We start from the raw sequence: 19323 nt of genomic DNA on the forward strand, positions 1-19323 counted from the left end.
CGTGGGCAGTTACATTATGGATAATGAAGCTATATGTAGAGAATATAAGTATTAGGAAAAGAAAGGAAGTTCTTTCATGGAGATTACAGACGTCTCTTTAAAGGCGGGAAACAAACTAACGAACGATTACATAAAAGGTGAAAAGCAAGCACTTTCCTTTTTTCATTATAATATACACGAAAAAGACGTATATGAAAAACGTTTAGCGGATGTTCAAAAGCAGTCTTATCCAAGAGAACAGCTTGCTGAGTATCTGCTTGATTTTAATAAGCGCTACGGAGCATCTTCTAAGACGATTGAAAATATTGAAAAGCTAAAAGATCCTAACAGCGTAGTGGTCGTTGGAGGTCAGCAAGCGGGGCTGCTTACCGGTCCTTTGTACACCATTCATAAAGTGATTTCAATTGTGCTCCTAGCTAAACAACAAGAGGAAGCTTTAAACGTGCCCGTGCTTCCGGTATTTTGGATTGCTGGAGAAGATCATGATTTTGCTGAGATCAACCATGTATACACAGAGCATAAAAACCAGCTTTTAAAGAAAACGCTAAAGCATTCTTTAAAGAAAAAGCAAATGGTTTCTCAAATTGAACTAGACCATGAGGCCTGTAGAAGCTGGGTTCGTGATGTATTTCAAACGTTTAATGAAACGGCCCATACAAACCAGGTATTACACTTTGTTTTAGAAGCGTTAGATAAATCACGTACCTATGTCGATTTCTTTGCTCATTTGGTTACCACAATGTTCGCAGAGTCAGGTCTTATTTTAATGGATGCAGCTTCTAAAGAAGTGCGCAGCATTGAATCTTCTTTCTTTGTGACGTTAATTGAACAAAATGACAAATTATCGTCAGCCGTTATGGAACAGCAAACTGAGATTCAAAAACAATACGGACGAATGATTGAAGTGGGAGAAGAAACGGCTCATCTCTTTTATTCACACAATGAAAACAGAGTACTTTTAGAAAGAGATGCAGAACAAGAGCAGTTTGTTGGAAAGCAAAATGAACTCGCGCTGTCTAAAGAAGAGCTGGTTCAAATTGCTAAACAAACGCCTGAGCTTCTTAGTAACAACGTTGTGACTAGACCTCTTATGCAGGAGTACTTACTTCCTACCCTTGCGTTTATTGCAGGTCCGGGGGAAGTAGCGTATTGGGCAGAGCTTGAAAAAGCATTTTCTTTATTTAGCTTTAAAATGCCTCCCGTGGTCCCTAGGTTATCCTATGCAATCGTAGAAAGACATATCGAGAAGTATATGGATGAACTTCAGTTAGACCTTTCGAACGTAGTGAACGAAGGTGTAGATGCAGAGAGGGAGCACTGGCTTAAGACAGAAGTTCACAACCCATACGAAATGTATTTTGAAAAAGCGAAAGAAGATTTCGAAAAAATTCATAAAACTCTTCGTGAAAATATTCAAAAAGAAGACAAAACATTTGATGAAGTCATGCTTAAAAATCGAGCGATTATTCAAAAGCAGTTTGAAACCATTCAAAAGATTGTCGAATCCAAACAGCTAATTAAGCACGATGTGAAGCATTCAAAATATGCTCAAATTGAACTTGCTCTTCGTCCCTACAATGCTCCACAAGAACGAATGTGGAATATTATGTATTATTTAAATGGTTATGGTATGCAATTTGTGTCAGATTTACTAAGTGCTGAAGTCGAATTAAATCACCAGTTAAAAGTCTGTTATGTCTAATAAAATCCTGCTGAAAAGCAGGATTTTTATTTTGGAAAAGAGAAAAAGTCTACAAGGTGAATGTTAACCAATTGAATCCTTATAAGGTATTTATTTCTAATTGTGCAAAAAAACCTTATATTCCTTACATTTTATTCTACGAATATGTCCTACCTTTAACAAAATGACACTATTTGTGACAAAAAGACAAAATTCTACTTAATTCTTATATAAATAGCTGAAATAATGTTGAACTTTGATATATAATATAAACGTGTATATATATCAAAGAAAAACACCGTTTTTTGCTTTTTGTATACATAACTAAGTAGTTTAGAAAGAAGTAGGTGTCATAATGTTTAATCACACAACTGTTTTGCTTAAAGAAGCAGCGGAAGGCTTAAATATTAAGCCGGATGGAGTATATGTCGACTGCACGCTTGGCGGAGCAGGTCATAGTGAATATATCGTAAAACAGCTATCAGAAAAAGGGAAATTAATTGCGTTTGATCAAGACGATGTCGCTCTTGCAAATGCAAAAGAGAAATTGGCCCCGTATCTAGACAGAGTTATTCTAATCAAAAGTAATTTTCGCTATTTAAAAGAGCAGCTAATGGAACACGGAATTGAAGAAGTAGACGGAGTATTATTTGACCTCGGAGTCTCGTCTCCTCAGTTGGATACACCAGAGCGAGGGTTCAGCTTTCATCATGATGCCCCGCTTGATATGCGCATGGATCAAAACTCAATGTTTTCTGCGTACAACGTAGTAAATGAATGGCCTTATGAAAAACTTGTGAAAATCTTTTTCCAATACGGAGAAGAAAAGTTTTCAAAACAAATTGCCCGCAAGATTGAAGCATATCGAGAGTCTAAACCAATTGAAACAACGCTAGAGCTGGTTGATCTTATTAAAGATGGTATTCCAGCGCCAGCTAGACGAACGGGTGGACATCCGGCGAAACGAATTTTCCAGGCTATTCGAATTGCTGTAAATGATGAGCTTCAAGTATTTGAAGATGCAATTGAACAGGCTATGGATGTGATCAAAAAAGGTGGACGTGTAAGTGTTATTACCTTCCACTCACTTGAAGATCGAATTTGTAAAGTGGCGTTTAAAAATGCAAGCACGGTTCCGCAGCTTCCGCATGGACTGCCGATTATTCCAGAAGAATTTAAACCTAAAATGAAAGTTATTACAAGAAAACCTATTTTACCTTCAGAAGAAGAGATAGAAGAAAATAAGCGCGCGCGTTCGGCAAAGCTTCGAATTGTTGAGAAATTAGTGTAATTAAAGGGTTTTATCAAAGAGGAGGGGACGAGAATGAACAATGTAGCATACAAAGTAAGAGAGCAAGATCAGCAGCAGAAGCAGCAAAAGACGGTACGTCAAGTTGTTCGAAAGACAAAAAGAAAAATTACGGTTGGTGAAAAAATTGTGTATTCTGGATTTGTCGCACTCATGCTGTTTGGGTCTGTGCAAATCATTTCAAATCAATCTTCGCTTTATAGCATCAGTGAAGAAGTGCAATCACTCGATGGAAAGATTGACAAGCAAGAGGCAAAAAACAATGAGTTAAAATTACAGGTAACAGAGTTAAGTGCATACGATCGTATTTGGACAAAAGCAAAAGAACTTGGACTAAAATTGAATGAAAATAACGTAAAAGTCGTTAACGATTAATTGCGATGACTACGCCAAGAAAAAATAGCAATATTAGTACAGGAGCAGCAATATTAATTTTAATATTTGCATTGCTCTTTTTTGTATTAGCCATCAGGTTCTTTTACATCCAAGCGACGGGCAAAGCAGACGGAGAAGCTTTAGCCGAAATTGCACAAAAACAGCATACGCGAACGTCTAAAATTGAAGGACAGCGCGGTACGATTTACGATCGAAACGGAGAAGCAATCGCCCAAGACACGGGTGCTTATACGGTTGTGGCGATCTTAGATAAAAAACAAACAAAAGACAAAGATCACCCGCAGCACGTAGTAGACCCAGAAAAAACGGCTGAAAAATTAGCCCCATTATTAAAGATGGACGAATCGAAAATTGACAGCATGTTAACGAGAGGAATTAAACGTGGTACCTTCCAAGTCGAACTTGGCCCAGGCGGACGTGACATTGATAACGTGCTAAAGCAAAAAATTGAAAAACTAAATCTCCCAGGGATCACGTTTTTACGCGATTCGAAGCGCTTCTATCCAAACGGTGTATTCGCCTCAAGTATTTTAGGATACGCACAAAAAGATGATACGGGTAAAATCGTAGGGAAAATGGGAATTGAAAAAGTATTTGATAAGCAGCTTTCTGAAGAAGATGGATATGTAAAATACGAAGCTGCTAAAAATGGAATTAAGCTTCCGGATCCAAAAGAGTCAATTGTAGCTCCGAAAAATGGAGACAGTGTCACGCTTACAATTGATGAAAAAATTCAAACGTTTTTAGAGGATGCAATGACAGCTGCTGCTAAAGAATATAAACCAGAAGAGCTAATGGCAACGGTAGTAAATCCGAAAACCGGTGAAATTTTGGCGATGTCAAATCGTCCTTCATTTGACCCAAATATTCGTGATATCACGTCTTATCGTAATCCGTTTGTTGAAAACAGCTATGAACTTGGTTCAACGATGAAAATCTTTACGCTAGCAGCCGCGATTGATGCAGGGGTCTATAACGGCGAAGACCGCTATCAGTCGGGATCTTATAAAGTAACGAAAAACAGCGTTCCGATTAACGATCACAACGGCGGAGTCGGCTGGGGAGCTATTACATTTAATGAAGGAATTCAAAGGTCTTCAAATGTAGCGGTAGCCATTTTAGCCAACGAAAAATTGGGCACCGACCGTTTGTATAAATACTTGGACAAGTTTGGCTTTATGGATAAAACGGGAATTGACTTGCCAAACGAAGCTTCTAGCAAGTTAGTGACGAAGTACCCGAGAGACCGCGTAACTACTGCATTTGGACAGGCGTCCGCTTTTACGCCTATTCAAGAAATTCAAGCGGCTACTGCGATTGCAAATGACGGAAAAATGATGAAGCCTTACGTGATTAAACAAGTAGTCGATGAAACAAATAAGAAAACGATTAAGAAAACAAAACCTACCGTAGTAGGACAACCTATTTCTAAAAAAGCAGCGAACGAAACGCTAGATATTTTAGAAACCGTTGTTTCTTCTGATGACGGAACAGGGAAACCTTACGCGATTGAAGGATACGATGTCGCTGGAAAGACGGGAACAGCTCAAATTCCTGGTCCTACCGGAGGCTACTTGCATGGACACGGGAAAAATTTCATTTCCTTTATGGGCTTTGCACCTGCTAAAGATCCAAAGCTGCTTGTCTATGTAGCCGTTAAAAATCCAACTCTTACGCCTCAAGAGACAGGTACTGCGCCGCTTACAGCCGTATTTAATCCGGTGATGAAAAACAGCCTGCAGTACTTAGGGGTGGAGCCTGAAAAAACAGACGAAGACGGAAAGAAAACAGAAGATAAAAAAGTAGATTCAGAAATTACGCTTAAGTCTTACGTTAACGAATCAGTTGATAGTGCCGTGAAAGACTTAAAACAAAAAGGACTTGTTCCTGTTGTAATAGGTAAAGGAGATACGGTAGAAAGCCAATCACCGACTTCTGATACCATTGTCACTGGTCAACGCGTGTTTATTAAGACAAATGGAAAAGCCACAATGCCTGATTTAACAGGTTTTTCACATCGTGATGTTATACGCTTTAGTGAATTTGTCAACGTTCGACCTAGCGCACTTGAAAATGGTTATGTTGTAAGTCAAAGTATTAAGGCAGGCGATCCGTTAAAAGCAGGAACCTACCTGAAAGTAGAACTTGAAACGCCTAAAGAATTTTCAAGTACGTTAAATAAGTTAAAAGAAACGGAAAAAAGTGAGTCTGATAGTAAAAAAGACGATAAGCAACTTGACTAGAAATTAAGTTCTAGTGAATCCTGTACAAGCATATATTGGAACGAGCCGATTCAGAGGAGGTTCTAATATATGCGGGTATCAGGAGTCACAGTTCGTAAAAGGCTAGCCATTGTTTTGTTTGTCGGTTTTATTGTGTTTTTGATTATTGATACAAGGCTTGGATATGTACAGTTGCTGACTGGGGATACGCTAACTGAAAAAGCCAAAGACTTATGGAGTCGGAATATTCCTTTTGAACCTGAAAGAGGAAAGATACTAGATCGCAATGATGTGGCACTTGCTACAAATAAAAGTGCACCGACCGTTTTAGTTATGCCAAGACAAGTTGAAAATCCAGCTGTTACGGCTGAAAAGTTAGCAAAAGTGCTGGGAGCATCAAAAGAAAAAGTATATGAGCAAATAACAAAAGCTTCTTCTAGCGTGTATTTGCGTCCTGAAGGAAGAAAAATTTCACATGCGAAAGCAAATGAAGTGCGAAATTTAAATTTAAAAGGCGTATATATAGCTGAGGATTCGAAGCGGTACTATCCGTTTGGAAGTTATTTGTCGCATGTATTAGGCTTTGCGGGAGTAGATAATCAAGGGTTAACAGGCCTTGAATTATATTATGATAAAGAGCTAAAAGGACAAAAAGGTTCAGTTAAATTGTATTCGGATGCTAAAGGTAAAAAGATGCCCAATATAGCCGATGACTACACAGCACCTGTGGACGGGCTGGATTTGAGATTGACCATCGATTCACGTGTGCAAACGATCATGGAGCGTGAGTTGGATAATGCTCAGACAGCTTATAATCCAGATGGTATGATTGCCATTGCCATGAATCCTAAAAACGGTGAAATTTTAGGTATGTCTAGTCGTCCGGGCTTTGATCCTACGGATTTTAAAAATGTGAAGCCTGAGGTGTATAATCGCAATCTTCCAATCTGGAGCGTATATGAGCCCGGATCGACGTTTAAGATTATTACACTGGCAGCTGCTCTTGAAGAAAAGAAAGTGGATTTACTAAAAGATCAATTTTACGACGATGGAGCCGCGGAAGTTGGCGGAGCGAGACTTCGCTGCTGGAAAAAAGGCGGACATGGACAGCAGTCTTTTTTAGAAGTTGTACAAAACTCATGTAACCCTGGTTTTGTGGAGCTTGGGGAACGTTTAGGAAAAGAAAAATTGTTCAAATACATTAAAGAATTTGGCTTTGGTCAAAAAACAGGTATTGATTTACAAGGGGAAGCAAAAGGGATTTTGTTCCCGCTTGAGCGCGTAGGGCCGGTTGAACAAGCTACAACAGCTTTTGGGCAAGGGGTTGCTGTTACGCCTATTCAACAAGTAGCTGCTGTTTCCGCAGCCGTAAACGGTGGAACGCTTTATGAACCTTATATTGCAAAAGAGTGGGTGGATCCAACTACCGGAAAAGTTGTAAGCAGTCATAAGCCGGTTGCTAAGCGAAAAGTTATTTCCGAGGAAACGTCTAAGCAAGTGCGTTTTGCTCTTGAAAGTGTAGTAGCACAAGGAAGCGGAAAAGGAGCTTTTGTGGAAGGGTACCGCGTTGGAGGAAAGACGGGTACGGCGCAGAAAGCTCAAAATGGAAAGTATTTAAAAAATAATCACATCGTTTCTTTTATCGGTGTTGCACCAGCAGATAACCCTGAAATTGTCGTGTATGTTGCGGTTGATAATCCAAAAGGCACCATTCAATTTGGTGGAGTTGTAGCAGCTCCGATTGTAGGTAAAATGATTGAAGACAGCTTGCGTGTGATGGACGTTAAACCGCGTAAAGGACAAATTGAAAAAGAGTTAACGTGGCTGGACACACCAATGATAAAAGTACCAAATGTCGTAGGAATGTCAAAAAAAGAGTTACAAGAACAGCTACTTAATTTAAAATTAGATGTGAGTGGCGAAGGAGATAAAGTGGTCAAGCAGTCTCCTGCAGCCGGAACGAAAGTTAAAGAAGGCGAAACGGTTAGAATTTATATGGGAAAATAAAAATCTCTATAAACCATTATTCTTCCTTGCATGATAATCAGCAGGTTACTCTGCGTGTGAACATGAAATCAACAAATAAGCCTTGGGGGTGTTCCCTCCGGGCTTCTTTTTCTGTAAAATGTAATAGGTTAGGTGCTAGAAAAAGAAGAATAGTTGCCATAGCGTCTTATAACAAACGTTTCACTTTACAAATAGAGAGGACATGGTAGGAATGGATTTACGAGAACTACTAACACATTTACATGATTTTGTTCAGCTTCCTGAACAGAATATTGATATTACGTCAATTGAAATGGATTCAAGAGAAGTTAAGCCCGGAGCATTGTTCATTTGTATAGACGGCTATACAGTTGATGGTCATAACTTTGCACAGATGGCTGTGGAAAAAGGGGCAGTAGCAATCTTAGCAGAAAAGCCTGTGGATGTAGAAGTGCCTGTTGTACGCGTGAAGAGTACAAAACGAGCAATGGCAGTGCTAGCGGATGCTTTCTACAATCAGCCTACACAAAAAATGCATTTAATTGGTGTAACAGGCACAAATGGAAAAACAACGATTACACATTTAATTGAGCATATCTTTAAATCACAACATAAAAAGACGGGTCTAATTGGAACGATTGAAATTCGTATTGGTGATACGTCTTATGATGTGAAAAACACAACGCCTGAATCGCTGACGCTCCAAAAAACATTTCACCAAATGGTGGAGGAGAATGTAGAAGTAGCGATGATGGAAGTATCATCTCATGCACTTGACTTAGGACGCGTACACGGGTGCGACTTTGATGTTGCGGTATTTAGTAACTTAACGCAAGATCACCTGGATTATCATCATACAATGGAAGATTATCGTCGTGCGAAAGGGTTGCTATTTGCACAGTTAGGAAACGCTTATAACCATAATCGTCCTAAATTTGCTGTTCTTAATGCTGATGATGCGGCAACCGAGGAATATATTAAAAACACGGCCGCTACAGTGATTACCTATGGTATTGACCGTGAAAGTGATATTCGTGCAACCAATATTCAAATTACAAACAGCGGCACAACGTTCGACTTGACAACACCGACAGAAACGGTTCGTGTAGAGATGAAGCTTATTGGGAAATTCAGCGTCTACAACGTATTAGCGGCTACGGCTTCATGTTTAGTATCAGGTATCCCTCTGTCAGTTATTGTCGAGGAAATAAAAGTGTTAGAAGGCGTATCTGGGCGTTTTGAAGTGGTTGATGCGGAGCAAGATTTTACGGTTATCGTTGATTATGCCCACACGCCGGACAGCTTAGAGAACGTGTTAAAAACTGTAAAAGAATTCGCAAAACGCAATATATATGTTATTGTTGGTTGTGGCGGAGATCGAGATCGTACAAAACGACCAATCATGGCTCGAATTGCAGCTGAATACAGTACACAAGCTATTTTGACATCTGATAATCCACGAAGTGAAGATCCATTGGCTATTTTAAAAGATATGGAAGAAGGTTTGGATACAGATAACTATGTGACGATTGCTGATCGTGCAGAAGCTATTCGCTATGCAGTGGAAACAGCGCATGCAGATGATGTTATTGTCATTGCTGGAAAAGGGCACGAGACCTATCAAATTATTGGTAAAAAAGTATTCGATTTTGACGATCGAGAAGTAGCACGCAAAATGATTGAGGAGCGAAAGTAGTAATGAAATGGGTAGAGAACAAAATGAGTCGGAATGAGTTGGAAGTTAAGGAGGGAACATCGTGCTAGAACAATCAATTTTATTGACAATCGGCGTAGCCTTTTTGATTACGGTTGTATTGTCGCCGATTTTTATTCCCTTCTTAAGAAGATTAAAGTTTGGTCAAAGTATTCGTGATGAAGGCCCGAAATCTCACCAGAAAAAATCAGGTACACCTACAATGGGCGGTATCATGATTTTATTATCTATTATTGTGGCAACTCTTATTATGGTCAATCAGTATGCAGAACTTACATATAAGACGTTTCTATTATTATTTGTCACAATCGGATTTGGTTTATTAGGATTTTTAGATGATTTTATAAAAGTAGTGTTAAAGCGTAACCTTGGATTAACATCTAAACAAAAGTTTTTAGGTCAGGTTGTCATTTCAATTATTTTTTACTTTATTGCAAGACAGTTTGAGTTCTCAACTGAAGTGACGATTCCTGGAATTAAAGACCCAATTGATTTAGGTTGGTTTTATGTTGTTTTCCTCATCATCTGGCTTGTTGGTTTTTCAAACGCGGTTAACTTGACGGATGGATTAGACGGACTTGTATCTGGTACAAGTGCGATTGCTTTTGGTGCATTTGCAGTTCTTGCTTGGAATGCAGAGCAGTTTGAACTATCTATTTTCTCAGTTGCTGTAGTAGGAGCTGTGTTAGGATTTTTAGTTTTTAATGCCCATCCTGCAAAAGTATTTATGGGAGATACGGGTTCTTTAGCGCTAGGAGGAGCTATCGCTACGGTGGCTGTCTTAATGAAAATGGAATTCTTGCTTGTTATTATCGGTGGTGTGTTTGTTATTGAAACACTATCTGTTATTATTCAAGTCGCATCTTTCAAAACAACAGGAAAACGTGTGTTTAAAATGAGTCCGCTTCATCACCATTACGAGCTAAGCGGCTGGTCGGAATGGCGCGTAGTTATGACTTTTTGGGCTGTAGGACTATTATTTGCAATGCTTGGAATTTATATCGAGGTGTGGATTTAAATGAAATCAGTCAATACGTATCAAGGTAAACAAGTACTTATTTTAGGATTAGCCAAGAGCGGTTTAGCAGCTGCTCAGTTAGTTAAACAGCTTGGTGCTAAAGTAGTCGTTAATGATCAAAAACCGTACGAAGAGAACGTAGCAGCACAGGAATTAGAAAAAACGGGCATTGAAGTTGTCTGTGGACATCATCCGCTTGAGCTTTTAGACAAAGCGGATGTTATTGTAAAAAACCCTGGGATTCCGTATTCAAATGTTCTATTGCAAGAAGCATTAAAGCGAAATATTCCGATTTTAACAGAGGTAGAATTGGCTTATGAAATTAGCGAAGCGCCTTTTATCGGAATTACGGGAAGCAATGGGAAGACAACAACAACAACGCTAATTTATAAAATGTTAGAAGAAGATCAAAAGCAGCCGCTGATTGCTGGAAATATTGGAACAGTAGCTTGTGAAGTGGCGCAAAAAGCAACAAAGGACAATGTAATTGTAACGGAGCTTTCTTCTTTTCAGCTGATGGGAATTGAAAAATTCCGTCCGAGAATCTCTTTATTATTGAATTTGTTTGATGCTCACTTAGACTATCATGGCACAAAAGAGGAATATATCAAAGCGAAAGCAAATCTCTTTAACAATCAAACAAGTGAAGACTTTGCCGTTATTAATGCGGATGATGAGCTAGTGATGAAAGCTAGTGCAGATGTTAAAGCGACAAAAGTACCTTTTTCTGTTACAGCTCAAACGACAGAAGGAGCGTATATTAAAAACGAAACGATTTTCTTTAAAGATGAAGAAGTGATGTCCTTAAAAGATGTGGTGCTGCCAGGCAAACATAATCAAGAAAACATTTTAGCAGCTGTATCCGTTGTGAAGCTGTACGGCTGTTCAAATGAAGCTATCTACCGCGTGCTCACAACGTTTGCTGGTGTTAAACATCGCGTTCAATATGTCACGACAATCAACAAACGTAAGTTTTATAATGACTCTAAAGCTACGAATATGCTTGCTACAAAAGTAGCTCTTTCCGCTTTTTCGCAGCCGACGATTCTACTTGCAGGTGGACTCGATCGCGGCAATGAGTTTGATGATTTAAAAGAAGAGTTTAAAAATGTGAAAGCTGTGATTACATTTGGTGAAACGGCTCCTAAAATTGAACGCGTAGCAAAAGAAGCGGGAATACAAATTGTAAAACGTGTCGATAATGTTAAACAAGCAGTTTCAGAAGCATATGCTTGTTCAGATGAAGAAGATGTTATTTTATTATCTCCTGCTTGTGCAAGCTGGGATCAATTTAAAACTTTTGAAGAACGTGGTGACATCTTTATTGAATCTGTGCATAAACTGAAATAAGGGCTTGTCTAAACACCTAGAAAATACACTAGCCCTAATCTATTTTTAGAGGTGTGTGACAGTGTCGACAAAAAGGTCTACCCCAGATTTTTTTCTCATAATCGTTACGCTTTCCTTGCTAACCATCGGCCTTATCATGGTATACAGCGCAAGTGCGGTATGGGCTACATACAAGTTTAATGATTCTTTTTTCTTTGCTAAACGCCAGCTCTTATTTGCAGGGCTTGGAGTATGCGCGATGTTTGTCATCATGAATATTGATTATTGGATGTGGCGTACGTGGGCGAAGCCAATTGTAATCATTTGCTTTGTTATGCTGGTACTTGTATTGATTCCGGGAGTAGGGCTAGTACGGAATGGGTCGCAAAGTTGGATAGGAGTTGGAGCGTTTTCGATTCAGCCTTCAGAATTTATGAAGTTTGCTATGATTATATTTTTAGCGAAATATTTATCAGAAAACCAGAAGAAAATTACATCTTTTAGAAAAGGCATGTTACCGGCGTTATTACTGGTTTTCTTACCGTTTGGCATTATTATGATGCAGCCGGATTTAGGAACGGGAACGGTGCTTGTTGGAACTTGTTTAGTCATGATTTTTGTTTCAGGAGCAAAAGTAAGTCACTTTGCAGGTCTTGGGTTGCTTGGCGTTGCCGGTTTTGTAGGGCTTGTTTTATCGGCTCCTTATCGGATTAAACGTATCACTTCATTTTTAAATCCTTGGGAAGATCCGCTTGGAAGCGGGTTTCAAATCATTCAATCTCTTTATGCAATTGGGCCAGGGGGATTGCTTGGATTAGGGTTAGGGCAAAGTAGACAAAAGTTCTTTTATTTGCCGGAGCCTCAAACTGATTTTATTTTTGCTATTCTGGCAGAAGAGCTCGGTTTCATCGGGGGAACGCTTGTTTTGCTTTTGTTTAGCTTATTGCTTTGGAGAGGAATTAAAGTAGCGCTCGGAGCTCCTGATCTTTACGGAACGTTTTTAGCCTTAGGAATTATTTCAATGGTTGCGATTCAAGTCATGATTAATATAGGCGTGGTAACAGGTCTTATGCCTGTTACGGGAATTACGCTTCCATTTTTAAGTTACGGTGGATCATCGCTGACGCTCATGCTGGCAGCAGTTGGAGTTTTGTTAAATGTTAGTAGATATTCTCGCTATTAATTAAAAAAAATTGTATAATGTCAAGTAGGCAATGGTCTACTGAAGTAAACCGTCATCTTAAATCCAAGTGCACGCCGGATTTTGTTGGCGGTTTATTTTCGATTTTTTACAGGTAGATGATATTTTTGTATGAAATGTTTTTAAAATGTAATGTTGTGATAACCAATTTTGAGTCCAACTATGGTATGATGTGTAAGGTTAAATGTTTTATCTTAGTGAGTAGGTGAACGTATGTGCACTTATGAGCGTAGCGTTTTTTTATGACTGTCAGCATGTGTTTAACTTCTAAATGAAAAACGATAAAAAAACAATCAAAATTACTTTATATAGCAGATGAACGTACATTCTATGGGTGAATGTCATACGATAAATAAAAATGATGAAATTGACAACAGAATAGAGTGCCTTGGTAGAAAAAAGGTATCTTACAAGGTGCTGCTGCTTAGTTATGAATCTGTTCTTATTATTCTTATGCATTAGAAGTAAGGGCGCATTGACATGAAAGTTTTATAACAGCAAAGAGGGTTTTAGGAGGTTCTTATGGAAGCGTTAGTAAAAGAGTTAGTCGAAGCGAATATTGGAAAGGTTCGTGAAAATGAACCGCTAGCAAAACATACAACAATGAAAATTGGTGGTCCAGCAGATGTGCTTGTAGAACCTGATTCTGTTGATCACTTAAAAGTTACAATGGATATTATTAAAAAACATGGCGTGAAATGGAGAGCGATTGGTCGAGGATCTAATCTTCTTGTTTCTGATAAGGGAATTGAAGGTGTGGTCATTAAGCTCGGAGCCGGATTAGATGATTTAACAGTAGATGGAGAGACGGTTACTGTAGGTGGGGGATACCCTAGCATCAAGCTTGCAACAGTTATTACAAAACAAGGCCTGTCTGGGCTGGAGTTTTCAAGTGGAATTCCTGGATCTGTGGGAGGCGCTGTTTATATGAATGCAGGTGCCCATGGTTCTGATATGTCTCATGTAGTCGAAAAAGCGCTGATTTTATTTGAAGATGGCACTCTTGAGTGGCTGACAAATGAAGAGCTTCAATTTTCGTATCGTCATTCAATTCTACAAAAAGACCGTCCCGGAGTATGTGTAGAAGCCGTGCTGCGTTTGAAAAAGGGAACGAAAGATGATATTGTGGCGGTCATGCAGAAAAATAAAGACTATCGCCGTGAAACACAGCCTTGGAATTTCCCTTGTGCAGGCAGTATTTTTAGAAATCCGCTTCCAAATTATGCAGGAGACTTAATTGAAAAGTCCAACTTAAAAGGTTTTTCAGTAGGCGGAGCGCAAATTAGTGAACAGCATGCGAACTTCATTGTCAACACAGGAGATGCAACGGCTTCAGATGTGCTGAATTTAATTGCTCATGTTAAGAAAACAATTAAACAGAAATTCGATATTGATATTCATACAGAAGTTGAGATTATTGGTCGCTAATTACCCAGCCCGTGGCTGTATGGTTATGCGTGAAAAGGTAGCTTTTATGTGTTTATTCTATGCTATAATGGGGATATTCTCATGAAGCAAAGATTGGAAATAAATAGATGGTAATTCCTCGTTTATTTTCTCAAATGGATAAGGGTGAAAAAAATGGAAAAAGGTAAGTTAATTGTTTTAGAAGATCGGGTACCGAAGCTGCAAGAACAGCGAAAGCAAAAAGCAAATAGACGGCTGATTTTGTATTTATCACTCTTTTTCATCCTTATTTTATTTATTGTATATTCTCAATCTTCTCTGAGTAATGTTTCTAACATTGAAGTACAAGGGAATAAACATGTAAGTGATAAGGATATTGTCAAAGCGAGTGGTCTGTCCAAAAAAACCAGCTACTGGAAAGCTGATGCTGATCAAATTCAAGAAAAAGTCGAAAAAAACCCTGAGGTAAAGGAAGCTGTCATTCACAAAACATTTCCTAATAAGGTCGTAATCGACGTAAAAGAGTACGCAAGAATTGCATATGTAACCTCGGGGAATAAATATTTCCCTGTGAATGAAAATGGAAAAGTTCTAAAAGAAGTAAGTGCTAAGAAAGTGTCATCCGACGCTCCGCTGCTAATTGACTGGAAAGACGGAGACGCTATACAAAGCATGGTTCAAGAATTAGCTAAAACGCCTAAAAGCATAAAAGGGGCTATTTCTGAGATTTACTACGCGCCGACAAAATCAGAACCTCTTCACATCGAGGTGTTTATGAATGATACGCGTGAAGTAAGCGGGAAAATTAGCAACTTCTCTGATAAAATTGTTCATTACCCAGCTATTGCAAGTAAATTAAGTGATGATCAAAAAGGTATTATTGATTTAGAAGAAGGATATGCATTTAAACCTTATAAAAAGAGCAAGCAGTAATTATTTTTTATAAGTGTTAATTAAAGGAAATAGATGAGTTGAGACTGGCAAACTAGCCCTCGTACATTGTATAATCACATGCAAGTATTCTGCATACATATGATTTTCTTCTCCGTTGCTGTGAAATGGAAATGTAATATTTGTTCTAGGTAAGTTTCGCTTTTCTCAGTGTACATCTTAGTGTAGACTTGTAGTTAAATAGCTTTTTTCAGTGAATTTTAGGCTTAAATCTAAAAAAAAGTCAAAACCAGAACGTTTTGTTCTTTGAAAGAGATAAAGTCTGTGAAAAACTTGAAAAAAATTGATTTTACAAAAGGGAAACAGATGTATTTGTTGAATATTTTCATATAATAAAAAATTAATATTGTTGTTCTTCTTAATTTATTAAGATGACATGTGCAGAAAGAAAAAGGAGGTGCCAAAGAATGAACAGCAATGAAATATACGTTAGTTTAGACATCGGTACATCCAGTGTGAAAGTAATCATCGGAGAGATGAGTAACGATTCATTGAATATCATTGGTGTAGGGAATGTTAAATCACACGGACTAAAAAAAGGTTCTATCGTTGATATAGATGCAACAGTTCAATCTATTAGAAAAGCAGTAGAACAAGCTGAACGAATGGTAGGTATTACAATTAAAAAGGTTGTAGTGGGCATAAGCGGAAATCATGTATTTTTACAGGATTGTCACGGAGTAGTAGCCGTGTCAAGCGAGAATCGTGAAATTACAAACGAAGATATTCATCGAGTAATTGATGCTGCTCAAGTCATGTCTATCCCGCCAGATCGTGAAATCATTGATGTTATTCCAAAGCAATTTATTGTAGATGGCTTAGAAGGTATTAATGATCCTAGAGGTATGATTGGGGTACGTTTAGAAATGGAAGGCACAATCATAACGGGATCTAGAACGGTTTTACATAACTTATTACGCTGTGTAGAAAGAGCTGGTTTAGAAATCAGTGATATTTGTTTACAGCCTCTAGCCGCTGGTTCAATTGCATTATCTCGTGATGAAAAAAACTTAGGTGTCGCACTGGTAGATATCGGTGGAGGTTCAACAACGGTTGCGATCTTTGACCAAGGACATTTGAAAGTAACAAATGTACTAGCTGTTGGCGGAGAGCACATTACCAAGGATTTATCGATTGGCCTTCGCACATCGACTGAAGATGCGGAAAATATTAAGATAAAGCATGGACATGCTTTCTACGATCATGCTTCTGAAGAAGAAGTATTTAGTGTACCGATTATTGGAAGCGATCAGCATCAGCAGTTTAATCAGCTCGAAATCTCTGATATTATTGAAGCTAGACTAGAAGAGATTTTAGATATGATTACGCAAGAGGTAAATCGCCTAGGATACAAAGATATTCCAGGAGGATTTGTTTTAACAGGCGGAGTAGTAGCGATGCCTGGTATTCTTGAGCTAGCTCAAGTGATTTTAAAGAATAACGTGCGCATAGCAGTGCCTGATTATATTGGAGTACGTGAGCCGCATTATACAACAGGCGTAGGATTAATAAAATTTGCATACAAAAATGCTAAAATACAAGGCCGGGAAATTGGAGCGCCAGTTGTGGAAGAAGAGCCGATTGAGCAAGAAATGATCAAACCTAGCCCGAAACCACAGCAGCCGCAACAATCAGCCGAGCAGCCGAAAAAGAAAAATGACCAAAATTTAATGAAGAAGTTTTTTGGATACTTCTTTGATTAACGTTACGGATTGGTAATTTCGAAGAATTAGGAGGAACTATCATGTTGGAGTTTGATACAAGTGTAGACCAATTAGCGACGATTAAAGTAATCGGTGTCGGAGGCGGCGGTAACAACGCGGTTAACCGAATGATTGAACATGGCGTCCAAGGTGTAGAATTTATTGCAGTTAATACAGATGCACAAGCATTAAATTTATCAAAAGCTGAAACAAAAATGCAAATCGGCGCTAAATTAACAAGAGGATTAGGTGCAGGTGCTAATCCAGAGGTTGGTAAAAAAGCAGCCGAAGAAAGTAAGGAACAAATCCAAGAAGCCCTAAAAGGTGCAGATATGGTTTTCGTAACGGCTGGTATGGGTGGAGGAACTGGAACTGGTGCAGCTCCAGTCATTGCCCAAATTGCTCGTGAGCTAGGAGCACTAACGGTAGGTGTTGTTACTCGTCCGTTTACGTTCGAAGGTCGTAAGCGTTCTACTCAAGCGGCAGGCGGCATTGCGTCAATGAAAGAAGCAGTGGACACGCTGATTGTTATTCCAAATGATCGCTTATTGGAAATCGTTGATAAAAACACGCCAATGCTAGAAGCGTTCCGTGAAGCGGATAACGTATTGCGACAAGGTGTGCAAGGTATTTCAGATTTAATCGCAGTTCCTGGATTAATTAACTTAGACTTCGCTGACGTGAAAACAATTATGTCTAACAAAGGATCTGCACTTATGGGTATCGGTATTGCAACTGGTGAAAACCGCGCTGCTGAAGCGGCTAAAAAAGCTATTTCAAGTCCACTTCTTGAAACATCTATCGATGGAGCTCAAGGTGTATTAATGAACATCACAGGCGGTACAAACCTAAGTCTTTACGAAGTACAAGAAGCTGCAGATATCGTTGCTTCGGCTTCTGACCAAGAAGTGAACATGATCTTTGGATCTGTTATTAACGAAAACCTAAAAGACGAGATTGTTGTTACAGTTATTGCAACTGGCTTTAGTGACCAAGATTTATCACAGCCAAAACCAGGTCGTCCTTCGTTATCGGCGAATCGCATGCAGCAATCGACACAGCAGCCGGCTCCACAGCCGAAGCGTGAAGTAAAGCGTGAAGAACCTGTACAGCAAGAATATACGCGTCCATCTCAGCCACAGTCTGAAGATGCGCTAGATATTCCAACATTCTTACGAAACCGTAATCGTAGACGCTAAGAAAATAAAAAACCAAGACCTCTGTTTTATACAGAGGTCTTTTTTTATGCAATGAATCTAGAAAACTCAAAAAGAATATAAAAAACATTCGACATGGTCAATATGATGCCTTTAAAGGGTTTATGTTTTCTTTCTAAAAGTGGTGTGACAAATATCGAATGATTTCCTCAAAAATACTGCTTGTTTCTCGGCATGAACTGACAGACTTTCTAATAGGATGTACTATATACTAATTTTTAACAGAAAAATTCAGAAAGAATGGAGAGGTTATAAACATTGCCAATCTATTTAGATTTAATATGGATGCTGAATTTTGGGTTAGATACGATTTTACTAATGTTATGTGCAGTTGTACTTAAACGGAATTACAAGTGGTGGCGGCTTTTGCTTGGCGGCTTTATCGGTTCATTAATTGTCCTTCTTATGTTTACGCCTTTTTCTCATCTTATGGTTCACCCTGCCATTAAAATTTTATTCTCTTTTTTTATGGTATTGATGACGTTTGGTTATAAACGACTGCGCTTTTTCTTTGAGAATTTATTAACGTTTTATTTTGCAACCTTTGTTGTTGGTGGAGGATTAATGGGCGTTCACTTTTTATTTCAAGATCAGTTTCTTGTTCTTAATCAAATGGTTGATACAAAATCTCCACAGTTTGGTGATCCTATTAGCTGGATATTTGTTCTTATCGGTTTTCCGCTATTATCTTATTTTTCAAAAGCACGAGTTGATGATTTGCGAATGAAAAACATTACATTTGATCAGCTGGTAGATGTGGAAGTTATTTTAAACGAACAGACTCTGTCGATGAAAGGACTTATTGATAGTGGAAACCAGCTTGTAGATCCGCTGACGAAAACCCCGGTTATGATTGTTACAGCAGATTCTTTAAAAGAAATATTGCCTGAAGGCTTAATGGAATTAAGCAAAAATGTCCAATCCTTTTCACACAGCGAAGATATTGATCAAGAGTGGTATTCAAAAGTCCGCTTTGTCCCTTATCGAAGCGTGGGCCAAGCCAATCAGCTCCTTCTTGCTCTAAAGCCAGATATGGTAAGGCTGGTGCATCAGTCCAATACGATTGAAGTCACAAAAGTATTAGTAGGTATTAGTCATACAACGCTTTCAGTGGAGAAGCAATATGAATGTATTGTTCATCCGAAGCTCATTGTTATTGGAGAAGTAAGTTCCGCATCGTAAAAGGTGT

Annotated in this window: 14 protein-coding genes; all 14 read left to right on the top strand. The window is 38.7% G+C overall.

Annotated elements, in window-relative coordinates; genetic code table 11:
• The first annotated feature begins 76 nt into the window (after window positions 1-76).
• The 14 genes from bshC (at window position 77) to spoIIGA (ending at window position 19316) form a co-directional block, all read left to right on the top strand.
• Window positions 77-1702 (top strand): bacillithiol biosynthesis cysteine-adding enzyme BshC, encoded by a 1626-nt coding sequence (gene bshC, locus ACFX4R_RS17415; RefSeq protein ID WP_034649136.1) that lies wholly within the window; start codon window positions 77-79, stop codon window positions 1700-1702.
• 334 nt (window positions 1703-2036) lie between these two features.
• Entirely contained in the window at window positions 2037-2972 is a 936-nt protein-coding gene (gene rsmH, locus ACFX4R_RS17420) for a 16S rRNA (cytosine(1402)-N(4))-methyltransferase RsmH (protein WP_013084858.1), read from the top strand.
• Between the two features lie 33 nt (window positions 2973-3005).
• A complete protein-coding gene (ftsL, locus tag ACFX4R_RS17425) occupies window positions 3006-3365 on the top strand; it encodes a cell division protein FtsL (RefSeq protein ID WP_013058965.1) in 360 nt (119 codons plus the stop codon).
• A gap of 5 nt (window positions 3366-3370) precedes the next feature.
• The gene (locus ACFX4R_RS17430) at window positions 3371-5629 is read left to right on the top strand and encodes a penicillin-binding protein (protein ID WP_016765447.1); all 2259 of its coding nucleotides are present in this window, start codon (window positions 3371-3373) and stop codon (window positions 5627-5629) included.
• A gap of 69 nt (window positions 5630-5698) precedes the next feature.
• Window positions 5699-7615 (top strand): stage V sporulation protein D, encoded by a 1917-nt coding sequence (locus ACFX4R_RS17435; RefSeq protein ID WP_013084856.1) that lies wholly within the window; start codon window positions 5699-5701, stop codon window positions 7613-7615.
• Between the two features lie 211 nt (window positions 7616-7826).
• Complete coding sequence (locus ACFX4R_RS17440) at window positions 7827-9290, top strand: UDP-N-acetylmuramoyl-L-alanyl-D-glutamate--2,6-diaminopimelate ligase (protein ID WP_043976716.1); 1464 nt, start codon at window positions 7827-7829, stop codon at window positions 9288-9290.
• 61 nt (window positions 9291-9351) lie between these two features.
• Entirely contained in the window at window positions 9352-10326 is a 975-nt protein-coding gene (gene mraY, locus ACFX4R_RS17445; RefSeq protein ID WP_013058961.1) for a phospho-N-acetylmuramoyl-pentapeptide-transferase, read from the top strand.
• Window positions 10327-11676 (top strand): UDP-N-acetylmuramoyl-L-alanine--D-glutamate ligase, encoded by a 1350-nt coding sequence (gene murD / locus ACFX4R_RS17450; RefSeq protein WP_043976413.1) that lies wholly within the window; start codon window positions 10327-10329, stop codon window positions 11674-11676.
• Window positions 11677-11737: 61 nt separating this feature from the next.
• Window positions 11738-12838, top strand: a complete 1101-nt coding sequence (gene spoVE, locus ACFX4R_RS17455) for a stage V sporulation protein E (RefSeq protein WP_013058959.1) — start codon at window positions 11738-11740, stop codon at window positions 12836-12838.
• 540 nt (window positions 12839-13378) lie between these two features.
• The gene (gene murB, locus ACFX4R_RS17460; RefSeq protein WP_043976414.1) at window positions 13379-14284 is read left to right on the top strand and encodes a UDP-N-acetylmuramate dehydrogenase; all 906 of its coding nucleotides are present in this window, start codon (window positions 13379-13381) and stop codon (window positions 14282-14284) included.
• A gap of 153 nt (window positions 14285-14437) precedes the next feature.
• Window positions 14438-15196, top strand: a complete 759-nt coding sequence (locus ACFX4R_RS17465; RefSeq protein WP_016765445.1) for a cell division protein FtsQ/DivIB — start codon at window positions 14438-14440, stop codon at window positions 15194-15196.
• A gap of 425 nt (window positions 15197-15621) precedes the next feature.
• Window positions 15622-16917 (top strand): cell division protein FtsA, encoded by a 1296-nt coding sequence (gene ftsA / locus ACFX4R_RS17470; RefSeq protein WP_013058956.1) that lies wholly within the window; start codon window positions 15622-15624, stop codon window positions 16915-16917.
• Between the two features lie 41 nt (window positions 16918-16958).
• Window positions 16959-18116 (top strand): cell division protein FtsZ, encoded by a 1158-nt coding sequence (gene ftsZ / locus ACFX4R_RS17475; RefSeq protein WP_013058955.1) that lies wholly within the window; start codon window positions 16959-16961, stop codon window positions 18114-18116.
• Window positions 18117-18392: 276 nt separating this feature from the next.
• Window positions 18393-19316, top strand: a complete 924-nt coding sequence (gene spoIIGA / locus ACFX4R_RS17480) for a sigma-E processing peptidase SpoIIGA (protein ID WP_013084851.1) — start codon at window positions 18393-18395, stop codon at window positions 19314-19316.
• The last annotated feature ends 7 nt before the right edge of the window (window positions 19317-19323 follow it).

Origin of the sequence: Priestia sp. YIM B13490 (assembly GCF_042787735.1) — a bacterium.
In the GTDB taxonomy this organism is placed as follows: Bacteria; Bacillota; Bacilli; order Bacillales; family Bacillaceae_H; genus Priestia; species Priestia megaterium.